This is a genomic window from Streptomyces sp. Tue6028 (assembly GCF_002300165.1).
Lineage (GTDB): Bacteria > Actinomycetota > Actinomycetes > Streptomycetales > Streptomycetaceae > Streptomyces > Streptomyces siamensis.
This window is the reverse complement of record NZ_MLCE01000031.1, coordinates 1-15,448: the sequence shown is the minus strand read 5'-3', so window position 1 is coordinate 15,448 and position 15,448 is coordinate 1. Positions and strand designations below refer to the sequence as shown.

14 protein-coding genes are annotated in these 15,448 nt (G+C 73.6%); 7 read left to right on the top strand and 7 right to left on the bottom strand.

Going from position 1 to position 15,448, the window contains the following annotated elements:
- The first annotated feature begins 10 nt into the window (after window positions 1-10).
- On the top strand, window positions 11-934 hold the full coding sequence (locus BKI49_RS28765) for an LLM class F420-dependent oxidoreductase (protein ID WP_095937179.1): 924 nt from the start codon (window positions 11-13) through the stop codon (window positions 932-934).
- Window positions 935-1,178: 244 nt separating this feature from the next.
- On the opposite strand, the gene BKI49_RS28760 is transcribed toward BKI49_RS28765, so the two are convergent.
- From BKI49_RS28760 to BKI49_RS28745, 4 genes are all read right to left on the bottom strand, one after another.
- Window positions 1,179-1,658: a DUF6099 family protein gene (locus tag BKI49_RS28760; RefSeq protein WP_028802231.1), complete on the bottom strand. Its 480-nt coding sequence runs from the start codon at window positions 1,656-1,658 to the stop codon at window positions 1,179-1,181.
- A 183-nt stretch (window positions 1,659-1,841) separates the two neighbouring features.
- On the bottom strand, window positions 1,842-2,177 hold the full coding sequence (locus BKI49_RS28755) for a nucleotide pyrophosphohydrolase (protein ID WP_095937178.1): 336 nt from the start codon (window positions 2,175-2,177) through the stop codon (window positions 1,842-1,844).
- A 34-nt stretch (window positions 2,178-2,211) separates the two neighbouring features.
- Window positions 2,212-3,369 carry an AAA family ATPase gene (locus BKI49_RS28750; protein WP_095937177.1) on the bottom strand — a complete coding sequence of 386 codons (1,158 nt, stop codon included), beginning with the start codon at window positions 3,367-3,369 and terminating at the stop codon, window positions 2,212-2,214.
- Between the two features lie 566 nt (window positions 3,370-3,935).
- The gene (locus tag BKI49_RS28745; RefSeq protein ID WP_095937176.1) at window positions 3,936-4,325 is read right to left on the bottom strand and encodes a cell division protein SepF; all 390 of its coding nucleotides are present in this window, start codon (window positions 4,323-4,325) and stop codon (window positions 3,936-3,938) included.
- Between the two features lie 175 nt (window positions 4,326-4,500).
- Between BKI49_RS28745 and BKI49_RS28740 the strand changes: the two genes are divergently transcribed.
- The 3 genes from BKI49_RS28740 to BKI49_RS28730 all read left to right on the top strand — a co-directional run bounded on the left by BKI49_RS28740 (window position 4,501) and on the right by BKI49_RS28730 (window position 7,708).
- Window positions 4,501-4,920 carry a TOBE domain-containing protein gene (locus BKI49_RS28740; protein WP_095937175.1) on the top strand — a complete coding sequence of 140 codons (420 nt, stop codon included), beginning with the start codon at window positions 4,501-4,503 and terminating at the stop codon, window positions 4,918-4,920.
- A gap of 94 nt (window positions 4,921-5,014) precedes the next feature.
- A complete protein-coding gene (locus BKI49_RS28735) occupies window positions 5,015-6,766 on the top strand; it encodes a hypothetical protein (protein ID WP_373557599.1) in 1,752 nt (583 codons plus the stop codon).
- 174 nt (window positions 6,767-6,940) lie between these two features.
- A complete protein-coding gene (locus tag BKI49_RS28730; protein ID WP_095937174.1) occupies window positions 6,941-7,708 on the top strand; it encodes an SDR family NAD(P)-dependent oxidoreductase in 768 nt (255 codons plus the stop codon).
- 93 nt (window positions 7,709-7,801) lie between these two features.
- On the opposite strand, the gene BKI49_RS28725 is transcribed toward BKI49_RS28730, so the two are convergent.
- Window positions 7,802-9,118, bottom strand: a complete 1,317-nt coding sequence (locus tag BKI49_RS28725) for a hypothetical protein (protein WP_095937173.1) — start codon at window positions 9,116-9,118, stop codon at window positions 7,802-7,804.
- A 72-nt stretch (window positions 9,119-9,190) separates the two neighbouring features.
- Window positions 9,191-9,730: a DUF7144 family membrane protein gene (locus BKI49_RS28720; protein ID WP_095937172.1), complete on the bottom strand. Its 540-nt coding sequence runs from the start codon at window positions 9,728-9,730 to the stop codon at window positions 9,191-9,193.
- 458 nt (window positions 9,731-10,188) lie between these two features.
- Between BKI49_RS28720 and BKI49_RS28715 the strand changes: the two genes are divergently transcribed.
- Window positions 10,189-11,148 (top strand): hypothetical protein, encoded by a 960-nt coding sequence (locus tag BKI49_RS28715; protein ID WP_095937171.1) that lies wholly within the window; start codon window positions 10,189-10,191, stop codon window positions 11,146-11,148.
- Between the two features lie 92 nt (window positions 11,149-11,240).
- On the opposite strand, the gene BKI49_RS28710 is transcribed toward BKI49_RS28715, so the two are convergent.
- Window positions 11,241-11,876, bottom strand: a complete 636-nt coding sequence (locus tag BKI49_RS28710; RefSeq protein ID WP_095937170.1) for a TetR family transcriptional regulator — start codon at window positions 11,874-11,876, stop codon at window positions 11,241-11,243.
- 87 nt (window positions 11,877-11,963) lie between these two features.
- Between BKI49_RS28710 and BKI49_RS28705 the strand changes: the two genes are divergently transcribed.
- Window positions 11,964-12,728: an LmeA family phospholipid-binding protein gene (locus BKI49_RS28705; protein ID WP_095937169.1), complete on the top strand. Its 765-nt coding sequence runs from the start codon at window positions 11,964-11,966 to the stop codon at window positions 12,726-12,728.
- Between the two features lie 260 nt (window positions 12,729-12,988).
- Window positions 12,989-15,232 carry an MMPL family transporter gene (locus BKI49_RS28700; protein ID WP_095937168.1) on the top strand — a complete coding sequence of 748 codons (2,244 nt, stop codon included), beginning with the start codon at window positions 12,989-12,991 and terminating at the stop codon, window positions 15,230-15,232.
- Window positions 15,233-15,448 lie beyond the last annotated feature (216 nt).

Sequence of the window (15,448 nt, the reverse complement as noted above, 5' to 3'; positions counted from 1 at the left end):
TGATGGGTGGATGGATCTTCGAGTCTTCACAGAACCGCAGCAAGGCGCGACCTACGAGACGTTGCTCCGTGTCGCCAAGGCCGCCGAGGACCTGCGCTACGACGCTTTCTTCCGTTCCGATCACTATTTGCACATGGGTTCCGTCGACGGGCTTCCCGGCCCCACCGATGCCTGGATCACCCTGGCCGGTATCGCCCGTGAGACGAGCCGGATCCGGCTCGGCACGCTGATGACCGCGGGCACCTTCCGTCTCCCGGGCGTCCTGGCCGTCCAGGTCGCCCAGGTCGACCAGATGTCGGGCGGCCGTGTGGAGCTCGGACTCGGGGCCGGCTGGTACGAGGCCGAGCACGAGGCGTACGGCATTCCTTTCCCCAAGGAGAAGTTCGGCCGGTTGGAGGAGCAGCTCGCGATCGTCACCGGTCTGTGGACCACGCCCGTAGGTGAGCGTTTCTCCTTCGACGGCAAGTACTACCAGCTCAAGGACTCGCCCGCGCTGCCGAAGCCCACGCAGTCGAAGGTGCCCGTCCTCGTCGGGGGTCACGGGGCGAGGCGCACTCCGGCCCTCGCGGCGCGCTACGCCGACGAGTTCAACATCCCCTTCGCTTCCGTCGCGGACACGGAGCAGCAGTTCGCCCGGGTGAGCACGGCGGCCGAGCAGGCCGGACGCAAGGGCGACGATCTGGTGTACTCCAACGCGCTGGTGGCATGTGTCGGGCGGACGGACGCGGAGGTGAAGCGCCGCGCGGACGCCATCGGGCGCGATGTCGACGAGTTGAAGGCGAACGGGCTCGCGGGCTCTCCCGCGGAGGTGGTCGAGAAGATCGCCCGGTACCAGGCCGTGGGTTCGCAGCGCATGTACCTCCAGATGCTGGATCTCGACGACCTGGACCACCTGGAGCTGATCGCCTCCGAGGTGATGCCCCGGCTGGTGTAGCTCGCGGCGCCGAGGGCCGTGGTCGAATCCGGCTGCGCCGGCCGGCGCGGTCGACTCCAGCTCGACCGGCCCACGCGGTCGACTCCAGCTCGACCGGCCGGCGTCGGGCATTCCCTGCGGGGTGAATGGCCGTCAACTCCGGGCGCGGTGGCGGACCGTGCCGGTGCGGTGGACGGGCCGGACGGCGCCCGACACCCCCGCGGGGGCGCCGCCCCGCCGCCGCACGGCGGTGGGACGTGAGCGCCTACCCGGCGGCCCGGTCCCGCTCCACCACCGCCTTCTGGTCCCTGACCGCCAGCCGTCGCAGCATCTCCAGAACGCGGTCCCGCGACTCGTCGGCCGCGTCGATGGCCTCCATGCACTGCCAGTACGTGCCCTCGTCGTCCGCCGCGCAGGCGACGGTGACGAGGGCGATGCCGACCTCGCCGAGCAGGGCCCCCAGGCACAGCAGCGACTCCCGGGCGTCCCCCAGCTCGGAGAGCTGGGCGGCGCGCAGTGCCCCGAGGTCGAGAGCGGGCGCGCCGAGGACCCCGCAGCCCCGGCCCGCCAGTTCGGTCAACCCCAGGGCCTCTCCCCGTAGTTCCGGAGGCCCCGACACGGCGAAGCGGCTGCCTATCGCCTGAGCCAGGGCGTGTGCCTGCCACGCCTCCGTCATCACCTCCGGGGTGTCGCCGCTCTCCGCCAGGGCACGCCTGCTCGTCACGATGAGCCGCACCGCGTCCATGCGCTGCCCCCGTCTGTCCCGACGCGCTTTTCGCACGTCCGCCCGAACTCCGTTGTTCACTACCCAGAGTGAGGGTCTGTGGGACGAAAAGCCAGAGGAAGCCCGAAATCTGTGGACACGGAATTGATGGAAGCCGACTCAATGACTTCATAGAGTGACGAAGCGGCTTGCCGGCCGGTTCCGTCACCTCTCCCCCGGCGCCGGGAACCTCCGCTCGTTGCGGTCGATCTTGGCGTCGAGGGCGGAGAGCGGGTCGATGCCGAGGACCTCGCACAGCTGGAGCAGATACGCGAGGACGTCGGCGACCTCGTCGGTGACACGGTGCGCGCTGTCCGCGTCGTCCATCACCCGGGCCGACTCCTCCGGTGTCAGCCACTGGAAGATCTCGACCAGTTCGGAGGCCTCCACGCTCAGTGCGGCCACCAGGTTCTTGGGGGTGTGGAACGGCTGCCAGTTCCGGGCCGCCGCGAACTCGGCCAGTCTGCGCTGGAGCTTCGCCACGTTCAGGTCGTCCGTCACGGCCAGAGTCCCACCTTCGGTGCGTCCGTTCTCGTCACGACCGAAGGTCTACCACCGAGACGCCGGGCAGCCCGCGGGCCCAGGACGCGTCGCTCACGGCGCCCACCAGCCGGATGTGCCCGCGCTCGCACATCCGCACCGCCAATCGCACCAGTTCCTGCGTCTGCCGGGCGTCCAGGCAGTGGTCGAAGCCGTCGGCCAGGACCGTCAGCGACTGGAGCGCCTGCGGGACCTCGCCCGCCTGGTCGACCTCCAGCACGCCGGGCCCGGTGAGCAGCACCAGGGCGAGCGCGAGATAGCGCAGTTCGCCGTCGCCGAGCAGTCCGAGCGGGGTGCGCACGCCGTCGCCGCGGTCGAGGAGTCCACGGACGGTGCCGTCGCCGAGCGGTTCGGCCGACACGTCGGCGACCGGGCCCGCGCATCCGGCCCGTACCGCCGCCACCAGGTGCGCGTAGCGGTGGGCGCACTCCGAACGCGTGCGCCACAGCACCTCGGCGAGGTTGTCGCAGCCGCCCAGGAGTCGTCCCGGCCCGACCGGTGCGGGCGCGCGCATGCGCCGAGGGCTCGGCGCGCAGGCGTAGACGGACCGCAGGGCGAGCACCATCTGTTCGGCGGCGGCGAGGACTTGGCGTTCGCCGTCCGTGCGGCCCGCGACGCGCAACGGCAGCAGCGCGGTGCCGAGGCGGTCGTCCGGGAGCGGTCCCCTGGTCACCGCGGACGATCCCCCCGTGTGCCAGGCCGCCTGGACGGACCGGCGGCCGGGGTCGCGCAGGGCCGTCTCCAGCAGGATCCGCCCGTCCACCGTCAACCGCTCGCCCACGACGCGCAGTTCGGGCTCGGCCTGCACGGCGACGTCGAGCCGTACCGGGCCCTCGGGGCCGTCCACCGTGCAGCCGATACGGAATCCGCGCCGTCGCTGGGCGTCCGGCCGGGCCGTCTCGGGCACGCAGGTGACCGGATCGGGGAACACCTCGGCGAGTTCCGCGCCGCCGCCGAGCCGCGCCAACGCCTCGTACGCCCGCAGGGCGGCGGTCTTGCCGCTGCCGCTCGGACCGGTGACGAGGGTGAGCGGTCCCAGCGGGAACCGGACACGGCGGTGGACGGCGAAGGCGGCGAGCCGCAGTTCGGTGATGCCCGGGCGGTCGGGGCGCGTGCGCGCCGTCACGACGGCCTCCGGGGATGACACGGTCATATCCGGACCGTAGGCCTCCGTCGGGTGGCGAACCGTTCCGGCCCGGAGACCTTCCCACGATCGGGGGAGCGCGCCGCGGCCTGCCGCGCACACCGCGATCCGCGCCGGTCGGACCCCGGCCCTCCGGCCCCGGCCCCCGCGGGGCGGGCCTGCCCACCGACCCCGCGGGACGGGCTTGCCCACCGCCCCCGCGGGACGGGCCGGTCCGGCACCCCCCGGCCCGCGCGGCTTCCTGGCCCGGTCCGGCCCGCGGCCGGCTTCCGACATCGGGCCGACTTAGGGGGTTTCGTTCGGATCGGGTCGGATCGGGCCGCGGCGTCCTGTGCGGTGCATCGCAAGGCGGAGGATCACCCGCGTACTGGGCGTACTCGGGTGGCCCGACAACGCGGCGAGGTGCCGTGCCGGACGCCGCGGACCCGGGCTGATCCGAACGAAAACCCCTAAGGCCCTGTTCGCCCCAGCCCGGGGGCCACGGGCCCCGATTCGAACCCCGCGCACCCCCGGACCACGTACCGGCGGACCCCGCACACCCCCGGGGCCCTGTGCCGGACCCACCCAACTCGCCTTCAGACGCCGGGAACCCCGGCCCCCTCCATCAGCCCGCGCACCTCGGTCCCCGGCGGTGTCAGCAGGAACACGTTCCGGTCGACCCGGTGCATGCTGCTCGCGAGCCCGAAGACCACACCCGTGCTGAAGTCCAGCACCCGCTTGGCGACATCGGTCTCCGCGCCGGTCAGGTCCAGGAGCACCGGAATGCCCGCCATCAGCGTCTCGGCGACCTCGCGGGCGTCCGCGAAGACATTGACCCGCAGCACCACGAAACGGCGCCGGGCCTCGGTCGGGGCATCGGGGATCGACCGGTGGCCGACGGCCGACGGCCATGCGTCCCTGCCCCGCAGCGGAACGACCTGGGCGAGCCCTTCCCACTGTTCGTCGGTGACGTCGTGGCTGTTCACCCGTCCACCCCGTCCTGACTCGCACTCAGTATCTGCACCGGGCAATTCTTACGCATGGTCACCCGTTCGGCCCAACAGCGACACGGTCCGCGACGCGGTCGCACGCCTACCCGCTGCGGCAAACTGCGCATAGTCCAGCAAACCCGGCACCCAGTAGAGCGATCGAGGCCTCCCCATGAGTCTGAGCATCCGCAACCAGCTTCCCGGCACCGTCGTCTCCGTCACCGCGGGTGAGGTGATGGCGACGGTGAAGGTCCGTCTCGACGGCGGCCAGGAGATCGTCGCGGCCGTCACCCTGGAAGCCGTCGAGGACCTGGGCCTGGCCGCCGGCTCCACGGTGCGCGCCCTCGTCAAGTCGACGGAGGTGTCCCTGGCGACCGGGCCGGTCGCCGGGGTGAGCATCCGCAACCAACTGCCCGGCACGATCACGGACGTCGCCACCGGCGGGGCCATGGCACGCGTCAAGGTCGACGTCGCGGGCGGCGAGCTGACCTCGGCCATCACCAAGGACGCGGTCACCGAACTCGGCCTGGTCCCCGGCGCCCACGTCGTGGCGCTCATCAAGTCCACCGAGGTGTCGCTCTCCAACGCCTGACACTTGGACCGCTCTTGCCCTCTTACGCGCCTCACACCGGACTCTTCACGTCCTCCCGCACCCCGCTCACCTGCGGGAACTACCTTCTGGGGCCGTGTACTCGGCAGAAACCGGGCCGTCGCCCAGCGCCCGCCAGACCCCTTCGGAGGAAGCGTCCGGCAGGAGGTCCGCGCCCCGGCACGAGGACGGGACGCCCACCCAGTGGCACCGCGTCCTGACTCTGCTCGCCGACATCAGTCTCTTCGTCGGTACGCGCCCGCTGTGGGTCCAGGCCGCGAGCCACCGTCTCCCGGTGGCCGCGGTCGTCTCCCTCTGTTACGCCTCGATCCTCGTCACCGGCGCCCTCATCCTGGTGGTACGCCGGAGCCGCGCACTGGCCCGGCTCGACCTGGTCGTCCTGCTGACCGCCGTGACGCTCGCCGTCTGCGGGTGGGTGATGAACCACGGGGGCAGCGACGAGGCGGTGCTCACCACGCAGGCCGCCCACGAGTTCCTCGCCGGTCACCAGGTCTACGGGCGGCCCTGGCCCTGGCTGTTCGGTCACGGCGTGGCGCTCACCCCGACGATGGCCGGGGGCTACGACTACACGTACGGCTATCCACCGCTGTGCCTGATGCTGACCGCGCCGCTGCTCTGGACGGGTCACGGCGCGGCGGCGGCCACCCTCGTGAGCACCGGGGCCCTGGTGGTGGGCGCGATCGTCATGTGGCGGCTGCTGCCGGTGCCGTGGCGCTCCGCGGCCACGCTGGTCTGCCTCGGTCTCAACCTGCTGCCCGCGTACGGCCGACTCGGCTATCCGGCGGTCGTCGCCTGCGCCCTGCTCGTCCCGGTGGTGGTGGGCTGGCCGCGGACGGGCGGCGGCGGCCGGGGCGACCGGGTGCGGGCCGCCTGCCTCGGCGCGGCCTGTGCCGCGCAGCAACTGCCGTGGTTCCTCGCCCCGTTCCTGCTGGCCGGTGTGTACGCCCTGCGCCGTGGCGAACTGGGGCCGCGCGCCGCGGCGATCGCGGTGGGCCGGATCGCCGCGGGGGCCGTGACGGCCTGGCTGCTCATCAACGCGTACTTCATCGTGAGCGAGCCCCGCGCCTGGCTATCGGGCATCGCGCTCCCGCTGACCCAGCAGGCGGACATCCACGGTCAGGGCCTGGTCGGCATCTCGCTGTACCTCACCGACGGCAGTGGGCGGCTGGCCTGGTACGCGCACGCGAGTCTGCTGCTGGCCGCCGGTCTGCTCGTGCTGTTCGTGCTGTTCGTACGGCGGCTCGGGCCGGCGGCGACGGTCCTGCCGTGGTGCGCGTTCTACGTGGCGACCCGTTCGCAGGACGGCTACTACCTGATGATGACGCCCCTGTGGACGGCCGCGGCCGTCACCGCGCCCTGGCAGTCCTTCACGACGGCCTGGCAGCCGCGCCCGGCCGTGCTGCGCGGCCGCACGGGGCGCCGTGCGCGTCCGGTCGCGGCCGTTCTCCTGCTGGCCCCGGCTGCCGTGGCGGTCGCCTTCGCGGCGACGGGATCACCACCGCTCCGGATGAGCGTCGTCGGCGCACGCCGGGCGGCCGGCGCGCTCACCGCACTCTCCGTCCGGGTCACCAACGAGGGCGGCGCGGCCCTGCGTCCCCACTTCACCCTGACAAAGGGGCAGGGCATGAGCCGCTACTGGGGCGTCGAGGCGGGTCCCGCCGTGCTGCGCGCCCATGGCACGGCCCGCTACGAACTCCTGCCGCCCGGCGGGAGGTTCGTCCTGCCGGGCCGGGGTGTCCGGGTACGGGTGCGGGCGGTCTCCGCGGCGCCGATGACCCTGTCGAGCACCGATGTCCTTGTGTCGGACCTCCGGCGCCTTCGCCCCTGACACCCACCGCACGCCCGATCACCGGAGTCGGACCCGCCGCGGCGCACGGAGGTGCATGCTGGAACTCCCGTTCGCCCGGGGGCCGTTGTACGCGTGTGGCACGCGGCCGCTGCCGGCCGGGTGTGGTCGTGATGGTCGTCGTCGCCGAGTACACGGGGGTTGTGGGGCGTGAGCGTGGAGGACTTCTCGAAGCGGCCGGGCGTCGCGTTCGTCGCGGGCGGTACGGGCGGCATCGGCGCGGCGGTCGTTCGGACGCTCGCCGGGCGGGGCAGCGACGTGGCGTTCACGTACCGCGGCCGGCGGGCGGCGGCCGACGCGCTCGCCGAGGAGGTCGGCCGGCCGGGGCGCCGCGCGCTGGCACTGCGCGTCGACCTGAGCGACGAGGCGGCCACGGCGCAGGCCGTGGCGGAGGCCGCCGCCTCCGGGGGGCTGCACACCCTCGTGTACGCGGCGGGTCCGCACGTGCCCATGGTGCATCTGAGCAAGGTGACGCCGAGCCAGTACCGCGCCCAACTCGACGCGGACGCCGGGGCGTTCTTCAATCTCGTACACCCCGCGCTGCCGCTGCTGCGGGAGAGCCGGGGCAGCATCGTCGCGGTCACCACCGTGGCCACCCGGCGGTTCCCCGTCCGCGACGGGTTGTCGTCCGGCACGAAGGGGGCGGTCGAGGCGGTGGCCCGGGCGCTGGCCGCCGAGGAGGGGCGGTACGGCGTCCGCGTGAACTGCGTCGGCCCCGGCATGCTGACCGACGGCAACGCGGCGCGGCTGATCGGCTCCGGCGAGCTCGACGAAGCCGCGCTGGAGATCACCCGGCGGAACATCCCGCTGCGCCGCTTCGGCTCCGCGACGGACATCGCCGAGGCGGTCGTGTTCCTCGCCTCCGACCGCGCGGGATTCATCACCGGGCAGGCGCTGGGCGTCGACGGCGGCTACAGCGTCTAGCGGTCGCCACGACCATGCCACGGTGGGACGCAGGAGCGCGGCACGGCAGCCCCGCCGTCTGTCAGCCGGAGCCGGCGAGCCCCAGGCCCCCGGTCAGCCGGAGCCGGCGAGCCCCAGGCCGCCCGACTCGGGCGGATCGTCGAGGAACTCGACGAGGGCCAGCGCCAGCAGGGCGCCCAGCACGATCCAGAGCGTCACGGCGGCGGTGGGGTAGCTCCAGGCGAGCAGGGTGGCGGCCGCGACGGCGACCACGGTCCAGTTCAGCCAGCGCTTCGACCGGTGCACCCAGGTGCCGACGGATCCCGCCTCGAAGCCCGTGGCCTCGCGCACGGCACCGATGCCGGCGGTCCAGGCGAACCGCACCCGGGAGGCGGCCCGGCCGGTCCCGGTCAGCCAGGCCGCGAGCGCCACGACGACGCCGAGGGTGATCAGCATGCGGACCGTGGTCCGGAGGTAACGGACCAGCGCGTCGTAGACGGCCCCCGCGGCGGGCTGCGAGACCTTCGCCGGCAGTTCGTCGAGATAGAGCGCGCGGCCGATCCAGAGACCCACTCCGAGGACGGCGGCGCCGAGCGCGACGGCGATGGCGACCGCGACGAGGGCCCGGCGTCTGCGCACGGCGGTCAGCACGGCCGCCGCCGCGAGGACCAGCGTCAGCAGCGGCAGCCAGAACCCGACAAGTTGCAGCAGCCGGTAGCCCTTCTGGGCCTTGCCGACGGAGTCGGAGGTCAGGACCGTGAAGTCGGTGTGCACCTCGGGGATCTTCGACGCCACCGTCAGGCCCTTGTCGACGAGCGCCTGTTTCACCTGGTCGATGACGGGCGCGAGGTCGATGACCACGGAGTCGTCGGTGAGTTTCACCGCGCCGCCCCCGCTGCCGGTCAGCGCCTTGTCGACGGCGGCGTGAGCCCTTCTGTTCAGGTCCGTCCACAAGGTGGCGAAGGCGTCGCTGTCGACGAACTTCTCGGCGGTGCTGTGCACGAAGCCGGTGAGGCCCGAGGTGAGCGGGCCGCTCAGTTTCTCCAGGGCGGCGCTCAGCCGCGGCCGGTCCTCGGGCGCGACGGATTCGAGGAGTGTCTGGAGGTCGATGTGCTGCATCACCGCGTCGGTCACCCGGTCGGCGACGGCGGCCTGGACGTCCGGGTCGGAGGCGAGGGGCTTCATGGTCGCCACGTACCGGTCGGTGTCCGCGACCTCGCTCCTGGCCCAGGCGGCCACCGCGCTGAGCGGCGTGAGCACGAAGGTGAGGAGGATCAGCAGACCGGCGACGAGCGAGCGCAGCCGGTGCCGGGAGGCGGTGGGGCCGCCCTGACGCTCCAGCTCCGCGACCCTGGCCCGCAGGTCGGCGAGTTCCGTACCGCCGTCCGCGCCCGTCGTACGTCCGGCCCCGCGGTCTTCGGAACTGGCCATGGATGCTCCTTGCGTGGGGTCGGGGGCCGGTGCGGCACGAAGCCGTCCGTCCGGCCCGCCGCGGGCCGCCGGTCAGCCCGTCGTGGGGCCGGGCTTGTGGACGGCGAGGGCCCAGATCACGAAGCAGTCGATGGCGATCACGACGAGGGACCACACCGGCGCGTACGGCAGGAACATGAACTGGAAGATGATGCTCAGCGAGGCGAGCAGGATGCCGGTCAGGCGTGCCCAGTCGGCGTCCTTGAGGATGCCCCAGCCGACGACGATCGCGATGGCGCCGAGGACCACCAGGATCCAGCCCCAGCCGGTGAGGTTGATCCGGTACACGTAACCGTTCACGCGCGTGTACACGGTGTCCTCGACGATGGCGGAGATGCCCTGGAGGACGTGGAGGACGCCGTTCACGCACAGGAGGACACCCGCGAAGACGGTGCCACCGGCAGCCCAGGCGTCGCGGGTCCGGTGCGAGGACCCCGTGCCCCGCGCGCCCGGGGCCGGCTGTCCCTGGTTTCCCCAGAGGGGCGCTTCGCCGCCCCCGGCGGAACCGGTGGAGGGGGCTGCGGCGCCGGTGGCGTGCGGGGTGTCCGACGGCTGCGAGGCGTCCTGGCTCATGTGCGACCCCTTGTGTGGTGTCGGCGTGCGGTGCCGGCCGGGCCCGCCCGTGCGGCGAGCACCGAGTCGAGTTCGAGCCTCGGTCCCGGCCCGTCGCTCCGCCACATGGGTTCGGCCGTTCGGGTGACGACCGCGCCAGGGTCGGCGGGGCCCGTGCACGGCGGCGGCCCGGCCCGCGCGGCGGACCGCGTCGCCGGGCCCGTACCGGAGCCCGTACGGAACCCCGAGGCGGGTGTTTCGTGCTAGATACGACATATGGCGCACCCGCCTCTTTCCTTCCGCGACAGCCGTGCGCCCCGTCGCACCCGGGGCACGCGGACCGGGCGCGCGCACCCAGGCACCGTGCCGCGGCGGGCTCGCGGCCGACGACGCCCCACCCCGGCACCGACACACCGCACACGGCACGCGCCGATCCACTCACGACGACCCGGGCGGGGCCCGTGGCGGTGTGATGCCCCATGAGCCGCGCCGCACCCCGCCGCCCCGCCGGGCCCTCGCCCGAACGGTCGCTGCTGGCATCGGCGCTCGGCGACCCGGGCCGGCTGCCGGAGATTCTGGCGGCCTTCGCGGTCGCCCGGCACGGGCACGCGGCGGCCGACTCCGTGGCCCGGCTGCGCCACGACCACCCCGGGGCGAGCACCCCGGAACTGCGGGCCCAGGTGATCACCCGGGGCCATCGCACGGTCGTCGCGGAGGGGGCGATGGTGGGCGGCCCGTTCCTCGTGCTGGTGCCCTTCGCGTTCTGCGCGGCGCTGCTGCGACAGGGGCGCACGGTTCTGGAGCTGGCCGCGCTCGACGGTCACGACCCCACGACGAGCGCCCGCGTGGCCGACCTCCTCGCCCTGCAGGGCGTGTACGAGGACACCCCGCGGGCGCAGGAGGCACTCGCGGGGATCGCCCGCGCCGAACCCCTCCCCCGCCTGAAGCGCTGGCCGGCCATGTGGCGGCTCACCGTACGGATGGCCTATCTGCTGGGCCTGGTCACGACCGGCGACGACACCCCGGGTCGGCGGCGGGTGCGCAGGATCGCCGTCCAGACGGGCCGTTGGACGCTGGTCGTCGCGGTCTTCCTGGTGGGACTGGTGGCGCCGCTCGTCTGGCTCCCCTACCTGGCGTACGTCTACCGGCGTTCCGACAACCGCCTGATGGAACGGGCCCTCGCCCAGTACGGCGCGGTCAGTTCACCCGCCCCGCGCCGCCGGATCGCCCGTGTCGAGCCCGAGGTGCTGTCCGCGGGACTGCGCGCGTGCGTCTCGCTGCTCGTGCCGCTCGCCCTGGTCACCCTGGCCGTCGTGGCGGACCTGCGCATCGCCGGGAGCAGATGGCCGGTGCTGGCGATCGCCCTGGCGGTCGCGTCGTTCCTGGCCGGCGGCCTGTGGCTGTGGCTGCGCCACCGCAGGCGCGCCGGACGGGCGTGACGGCGAGGCCTGGCTCCGCGCCGCCCGGCACCCCTGCAGCGCGGCGGTACGGCGACGGCGGGCGCCCGGGCGGGCCGGCGTCCGGCGCCGGGTCACACGGCCTCCCGTACGGCGTCGAACGCCTCCCGCAGCAGGGTGCCGAAGTCGTCGACGGAACGCCGTTCGGGCCCCGCGGCGTCCTCCGACACGTGCGCGAGCAGGGCGCTGCGGATGACGGCGACCGACACGCGGGCCAGCACGGCGGCCCTTCGCGCGCGCCGGTCGTCCGGCTCGTCGGGGTGCTGCTCGGCCAGACGCACAACGAGCGCGTCGGCGATGCCGTCCTCGAAGTCGGTGAGGACGTGGGTGCGCCGGGCGCCGGTGGGCAGGGCGCGCGGCGGTGTGCCGACGAACAGGATGGCCAGGCCCTCGTCGAGCGCACCGGCCGCCTCGACGAGGCCGTTGAGGACGGCGGTGAGCGGGGGTTCGCCGGCCGGCCGCCGCGGGATCTCCCGTCGCAGCAGGGGTACGAGGTCGAGGACCTCGGCGAAGACCAGGTCCTCCTTGGAGGGGAAGTAGCGGAAGAAGGTGCGCTCGGTGACGCCGGCCGCCGAGGCGATGTCCTTGACGGTCGTCTCCTGGTAGCCGCGTTCGGCGAACATGCGTGCCGCCGTCTGGAGCAGGGTCCGCCGCGTCGCGGCCTTCTTCCGGTCCCGCAGCCCCGGTTCGCGCTCGCCCCAGTCGTTCACCTGGTCATCCTGTCACGCCACGGGTGCGGCGCCGGGCCCCCGCCCAGCAAAAGTGTCAGTCCTGACACTTTGTGTATCGTGTCAGTCATGACACTTTTTGGTGAGCGGCTGCCTCTGCGCGCCCTGACACGCCTGACCCCGGGGCGTCGCGGCCCGGGACACCCCGCCGCGGGACGCCCCGTCACGAGACGCCGCACCGCGGTCGCCGCGCTCACGGTCCTCGCCCTCGGCGGTGGAGCGGTGACGGCGGAGGCGGTGGTCCGGCACCGGGTCGGCGACCGTTTCGCGACCGCGGCGGCCGAACGGCTCGGCACGGTCCCCGACGTCGGCCTGGGCGGCACTCCCGTGCTGATGCAGCTGTCCCGGGGCGCGTTCCCGGACGTCGAGCTCACGGCCGACGGGGTGACCGCCCGGCGGATGACCGGACTCGGCGTCGACGTCCATCTGCGGGACGTACGGCGGGCCGCGGGGACGGTCACCGTCGGGTCGAGCACCGCGGACGTCACCGTCGGCGCCGACCGGCTCGGCGGCGACGAACTGAGACGGATGAACGGGGTGGTCGTCCCCGACCCGGGAACCGGACGGCTCCTCGTCCACCTCGGCCGCACGGGCGCGCTCACCGTCCCCGTCACCCCGTCGCTGGACGGCACGACCGTCCGCGTCACGCCGGCCCGGCCGACGTTCGACGGCGCTCCCCTCCCCGACGCGCTGTCCGCGAGGATCACCGGCAAGGTGCGGCGCACCGTCGAACTGACCGGCCTCCCCATGGACATGAAGCCGCGGAAGCTCGCCGTCACGGACGACGGGCTGCGTCTCAGCCTGCGCGGCGGCCGCGCCGCCCTCGACGTCTGACCGAGCCGGGGCCGGCACGGGGCACAGGGGACCGCAGCACCGTCCCCCGCCGTCCCCGCATCCGTCCCGATCGGCGCCGGCCCGGGTAGCGCGGGACCGCGTCCATCCCCACCGCCCCCGATCTCCGCCCCCGTCGGCACCGGCACTGGACGCGCGGGACCGCACCGGCCCCACCGCACCGCCCCGCCCGACGCCCGAGATACCCCTCCCCGAACGTGCCGCTCGCCCCCGCAAGTCCCCCTTCAAGGAGTGGTTCTCCCATGGCTTCCCTGCTTCACCGGCTCGGCCGCGGCGCCTTCCGGCATCGCCGTGCCGTGCTGGCCTGCTGGCTCGTCGTGCTCGCCGCGGCCGTCGCCTGCGTGGCCGGCTTCGGCGGTACCACGAACGACGAGTTCACCATCCCGGGCTCCGAGTCGCAGACCGCGATGGACGCCCTCAGGACCGAGCTGCCCTCGGCGGCCGGCACCAGCGCCCAGATCGTCTTCGTCGCCCCCGAGGGCCACGAGATCACCGAACCCTCGTACGCGCGGGCCGTCGGCGCGACCATGGCACAGGCCGGGAAGGCGCCGCAGGTCACCCACGTCACCGACCCGACGACCGCGGGCCTCGTCTCCCGCGACCGCACGACCGCCCTCGGGCAGGTGCGCTACGACGTGACGAAGGCCGGACTGGCCGCGGACAGCCTCACCGCCCTGGAAAGGACGACCCGGCCGGCCGAGGACGCCGGACTCACCGTGGACGTCGGCGGGCCCGCGTACGGCAGCGACAAGAGCACCGGTCACTCCAAGGAGGCGATGGGGCTGCTGTTCGCGCTCGTCGTGCTGACGGTGACCTTCGGCTCGCTGTTCGCCGCCGGCATGCCGCTGCTGACGGCGGTGACCGGTGTCGCCGTCACCCTGCTCGGCCTCCAGACGCTGACCGGCGTCCTGACGATCTCCGGCACGGCGCCATCGCTCGCGTCGATGCTCGGTCTCGCCGTCGGCATCGACTACGCGCTGTTCATCGTGTCCCGCCACCGCTCCCAACTGGCGTCCGGCATGGACGCCGAGGAGTCCGCGGCCACCGCGACCGCGACGGCGGGCGGCGCGGTCGTCTTCGCCGGGCTCACGGTGGTCATCGCGCTGTGCGGGCTGGCCGTGGTCCGTATCCCGTTCCTGACCGTGATGGGCCTGGGCGGTGCAGCCGCCGTGCTGATCGCGGTGTCCGTCGCGCTCACGCTGCTGCCCGCCCTGATGGGCTTCGCCGGTGACCGGTTGCGTCCCCGGCCCGGTTCGCGGACCGCCCGCCGCGAGCGCGCCGCCCACGACGGCGGGCGGAGCGGACGGCCGAACCTCGGCGAACGGTGGGGCCGGCTGGCGATCCGCCGCCCGCTGCTCACCCTGGCCGCCGTGCTCGTCGCCCTGCTCTCCGCAGCCGTCCCGGCGCGGGATCTGCACCTCGCCCTGCCCGACAACGGATCGGCGCCGGCGGGCAGCACCGAGCGCAGGACGTACGACATCGTCTCGAAGGAGTTCGGCCCCGGATTCAACGGACCGCTGCTGATCCTCGCCGACACCTCGCGCGCCGCGGACCCCCGGCAGTCCACCGCCGCGCTCGCCGAGGACCTCAAGGCCATGGAAGGCGTCGCCACCGTCGGCGCCCCCCAGCTCGTCGACCACGGTGACGCGGCGGTCGTCCAGGTGGTGCCGCGGACCGGGCCCGCCGACGAGCGGACCAGGGAACTCGTCGAGCACATCAGGGACCGGTCGGCCGAGTGGCAGCGTGCGTCGGGCACCCGGGTGCGGGTGACCGGAAGCACCGCGGTCGGCATCGACGTCTCCGACCGGCTCACCGACTCCCTGGTGCCCTTCGCCCTGGTCGTCGTGAGCCTTTCGCTGCTGCTGTTGCTGCTGCTCTTCCGCTCCCTGGTCGTCCCGCTCAAGGCGGGTCTCGGCTTCCTGCTCTCGGTGGCGGCCACGTTCGGAGCGGTGGTCGCCGTCTTCCAGTGGGGCCTGCTCGCCGACCTGCTGGGCGTGGCGCGGACCGGGCCGGTGGTGAGCATCCTGCCGATCCTGGTGATGGCGGTGCTGTTCGGACTCGCCATGGACTACGAGGTGTTCATGGTCAGCCGGATGCGTGAGGCGTACGTGCACGGGGCCGGACCCCGGGACGCGATCCTGGCCGGCTCACGGCACGCGTCGCGGGTGGTCACCGGCGCCGCCCTGATCATGTTCGCGGTCTTCGCGAGTTTCGTGCCGGGGAGCAGCAGCATGCTGAAGCCCATCGCGTTCGCGCTGGCCTTCGGTGTCCTCGTCGACGCGTTCGTCGTCCGCATGACCCTCGTACCCGCCGTTCTCGCCCTCGTCGGCCGGGCCGCCTGGTGGCTGCCGACGTGGCTGGCACGGCTGCTGCCGGAGGTGGACATCGAGGGCGAGCGCCTGCGCGCGGCGGGCGCGGGGACGCCCGGCGCCGGCACGGCCCGGGAGGAGGTCCCGGCCGGCGCCCCGGACGAACGCACCCCCTAGGGGGTTTCGTCTGGATAAGGCCGGGTCCGCGGTGCCCGGCACGGCACCTCGCCGCGTTGTCGGACCACCCGAGTACGCCCAGTACGCGGGTGATCCTCCGCCTTGCGATGCACCGCACCGGACGCCGCGGCCTGATCCGACCTGATCCGAACGAAACCCCCTAGTAGTGCTTCGTTACGTTGAGTGATCTCGGCTGATCGTGGGCAGCTTCCCGGA

Excerpts from the sequence above, each read along its gene's own strand:
- BKI49_RS28720 (WP_095937172.1), bottom strand. The coding sequence starts at position 9,730 with ATGAGCCAGGACGCCTCGCAGCCGTCGGACACCCCGCACGCCACCGGC.
- BKI49_RS28750 (WP_095937177.1), bottom strand. The coding sequence starts at position 3,369 with ATGACCGTGTCATCCCCGGAGGCCGTCGTGACGGCGCGCACGCGCCCC.
- BKI49_RS28700 (WP_095937168.1), top strand. The coding sequence starts at position 12,989 with ATGGCTTCCCTGCTTCACCGGCTCGGCCGCGGCGCCTTCCGGCATCGC.
- BKI49_RS28705 (WP_095937169.1), top strand. The coding sequence starts at position 11,964 with ATGACACTTTTTGGTGAGCGGCTGCCTCTGCGCGCCCTGACACGCCTG.
- BKI49_RS28760 (WP_028802231.1), bottom strand. The coding sequence starts at position 1,658 with ATGGACGCGGTGCGGCTCATCGTGACGAGCAGGCGTGCCCTGGCGGAG.
- BKI49_RS28715 (WP_095937171.1), top strand. The coding sequence starts at position 10,189 with ATGAGCCGCGCCGCACCCCGCCGCCCCGCCGGGCCCTCGCCCGAACGG.
- BKI49_RS28740 (WP_095937175.1), top strand. The coding sequence starts at position 4,501 with ATGAGTCTGAGCATCCGCAACCAGCTTCCCGGCACCGTCGTCTCCGTC.
- BKI49_RS28725 (WP_095937173.1), bottom strand. The coding sequence starts at position 9,118 with ATGGCCAGTTCCGAAGACCGCGGGGCCGGACGTACGACGGGCGCGGAC.
- BKI49_RS28765 (WP_095937179.1), top strand. The coding sequence starts at position 11 with ATGGATCTTCGAGTCTTCACAGAACCGCAGCAAGGCGCGACCTACGAG.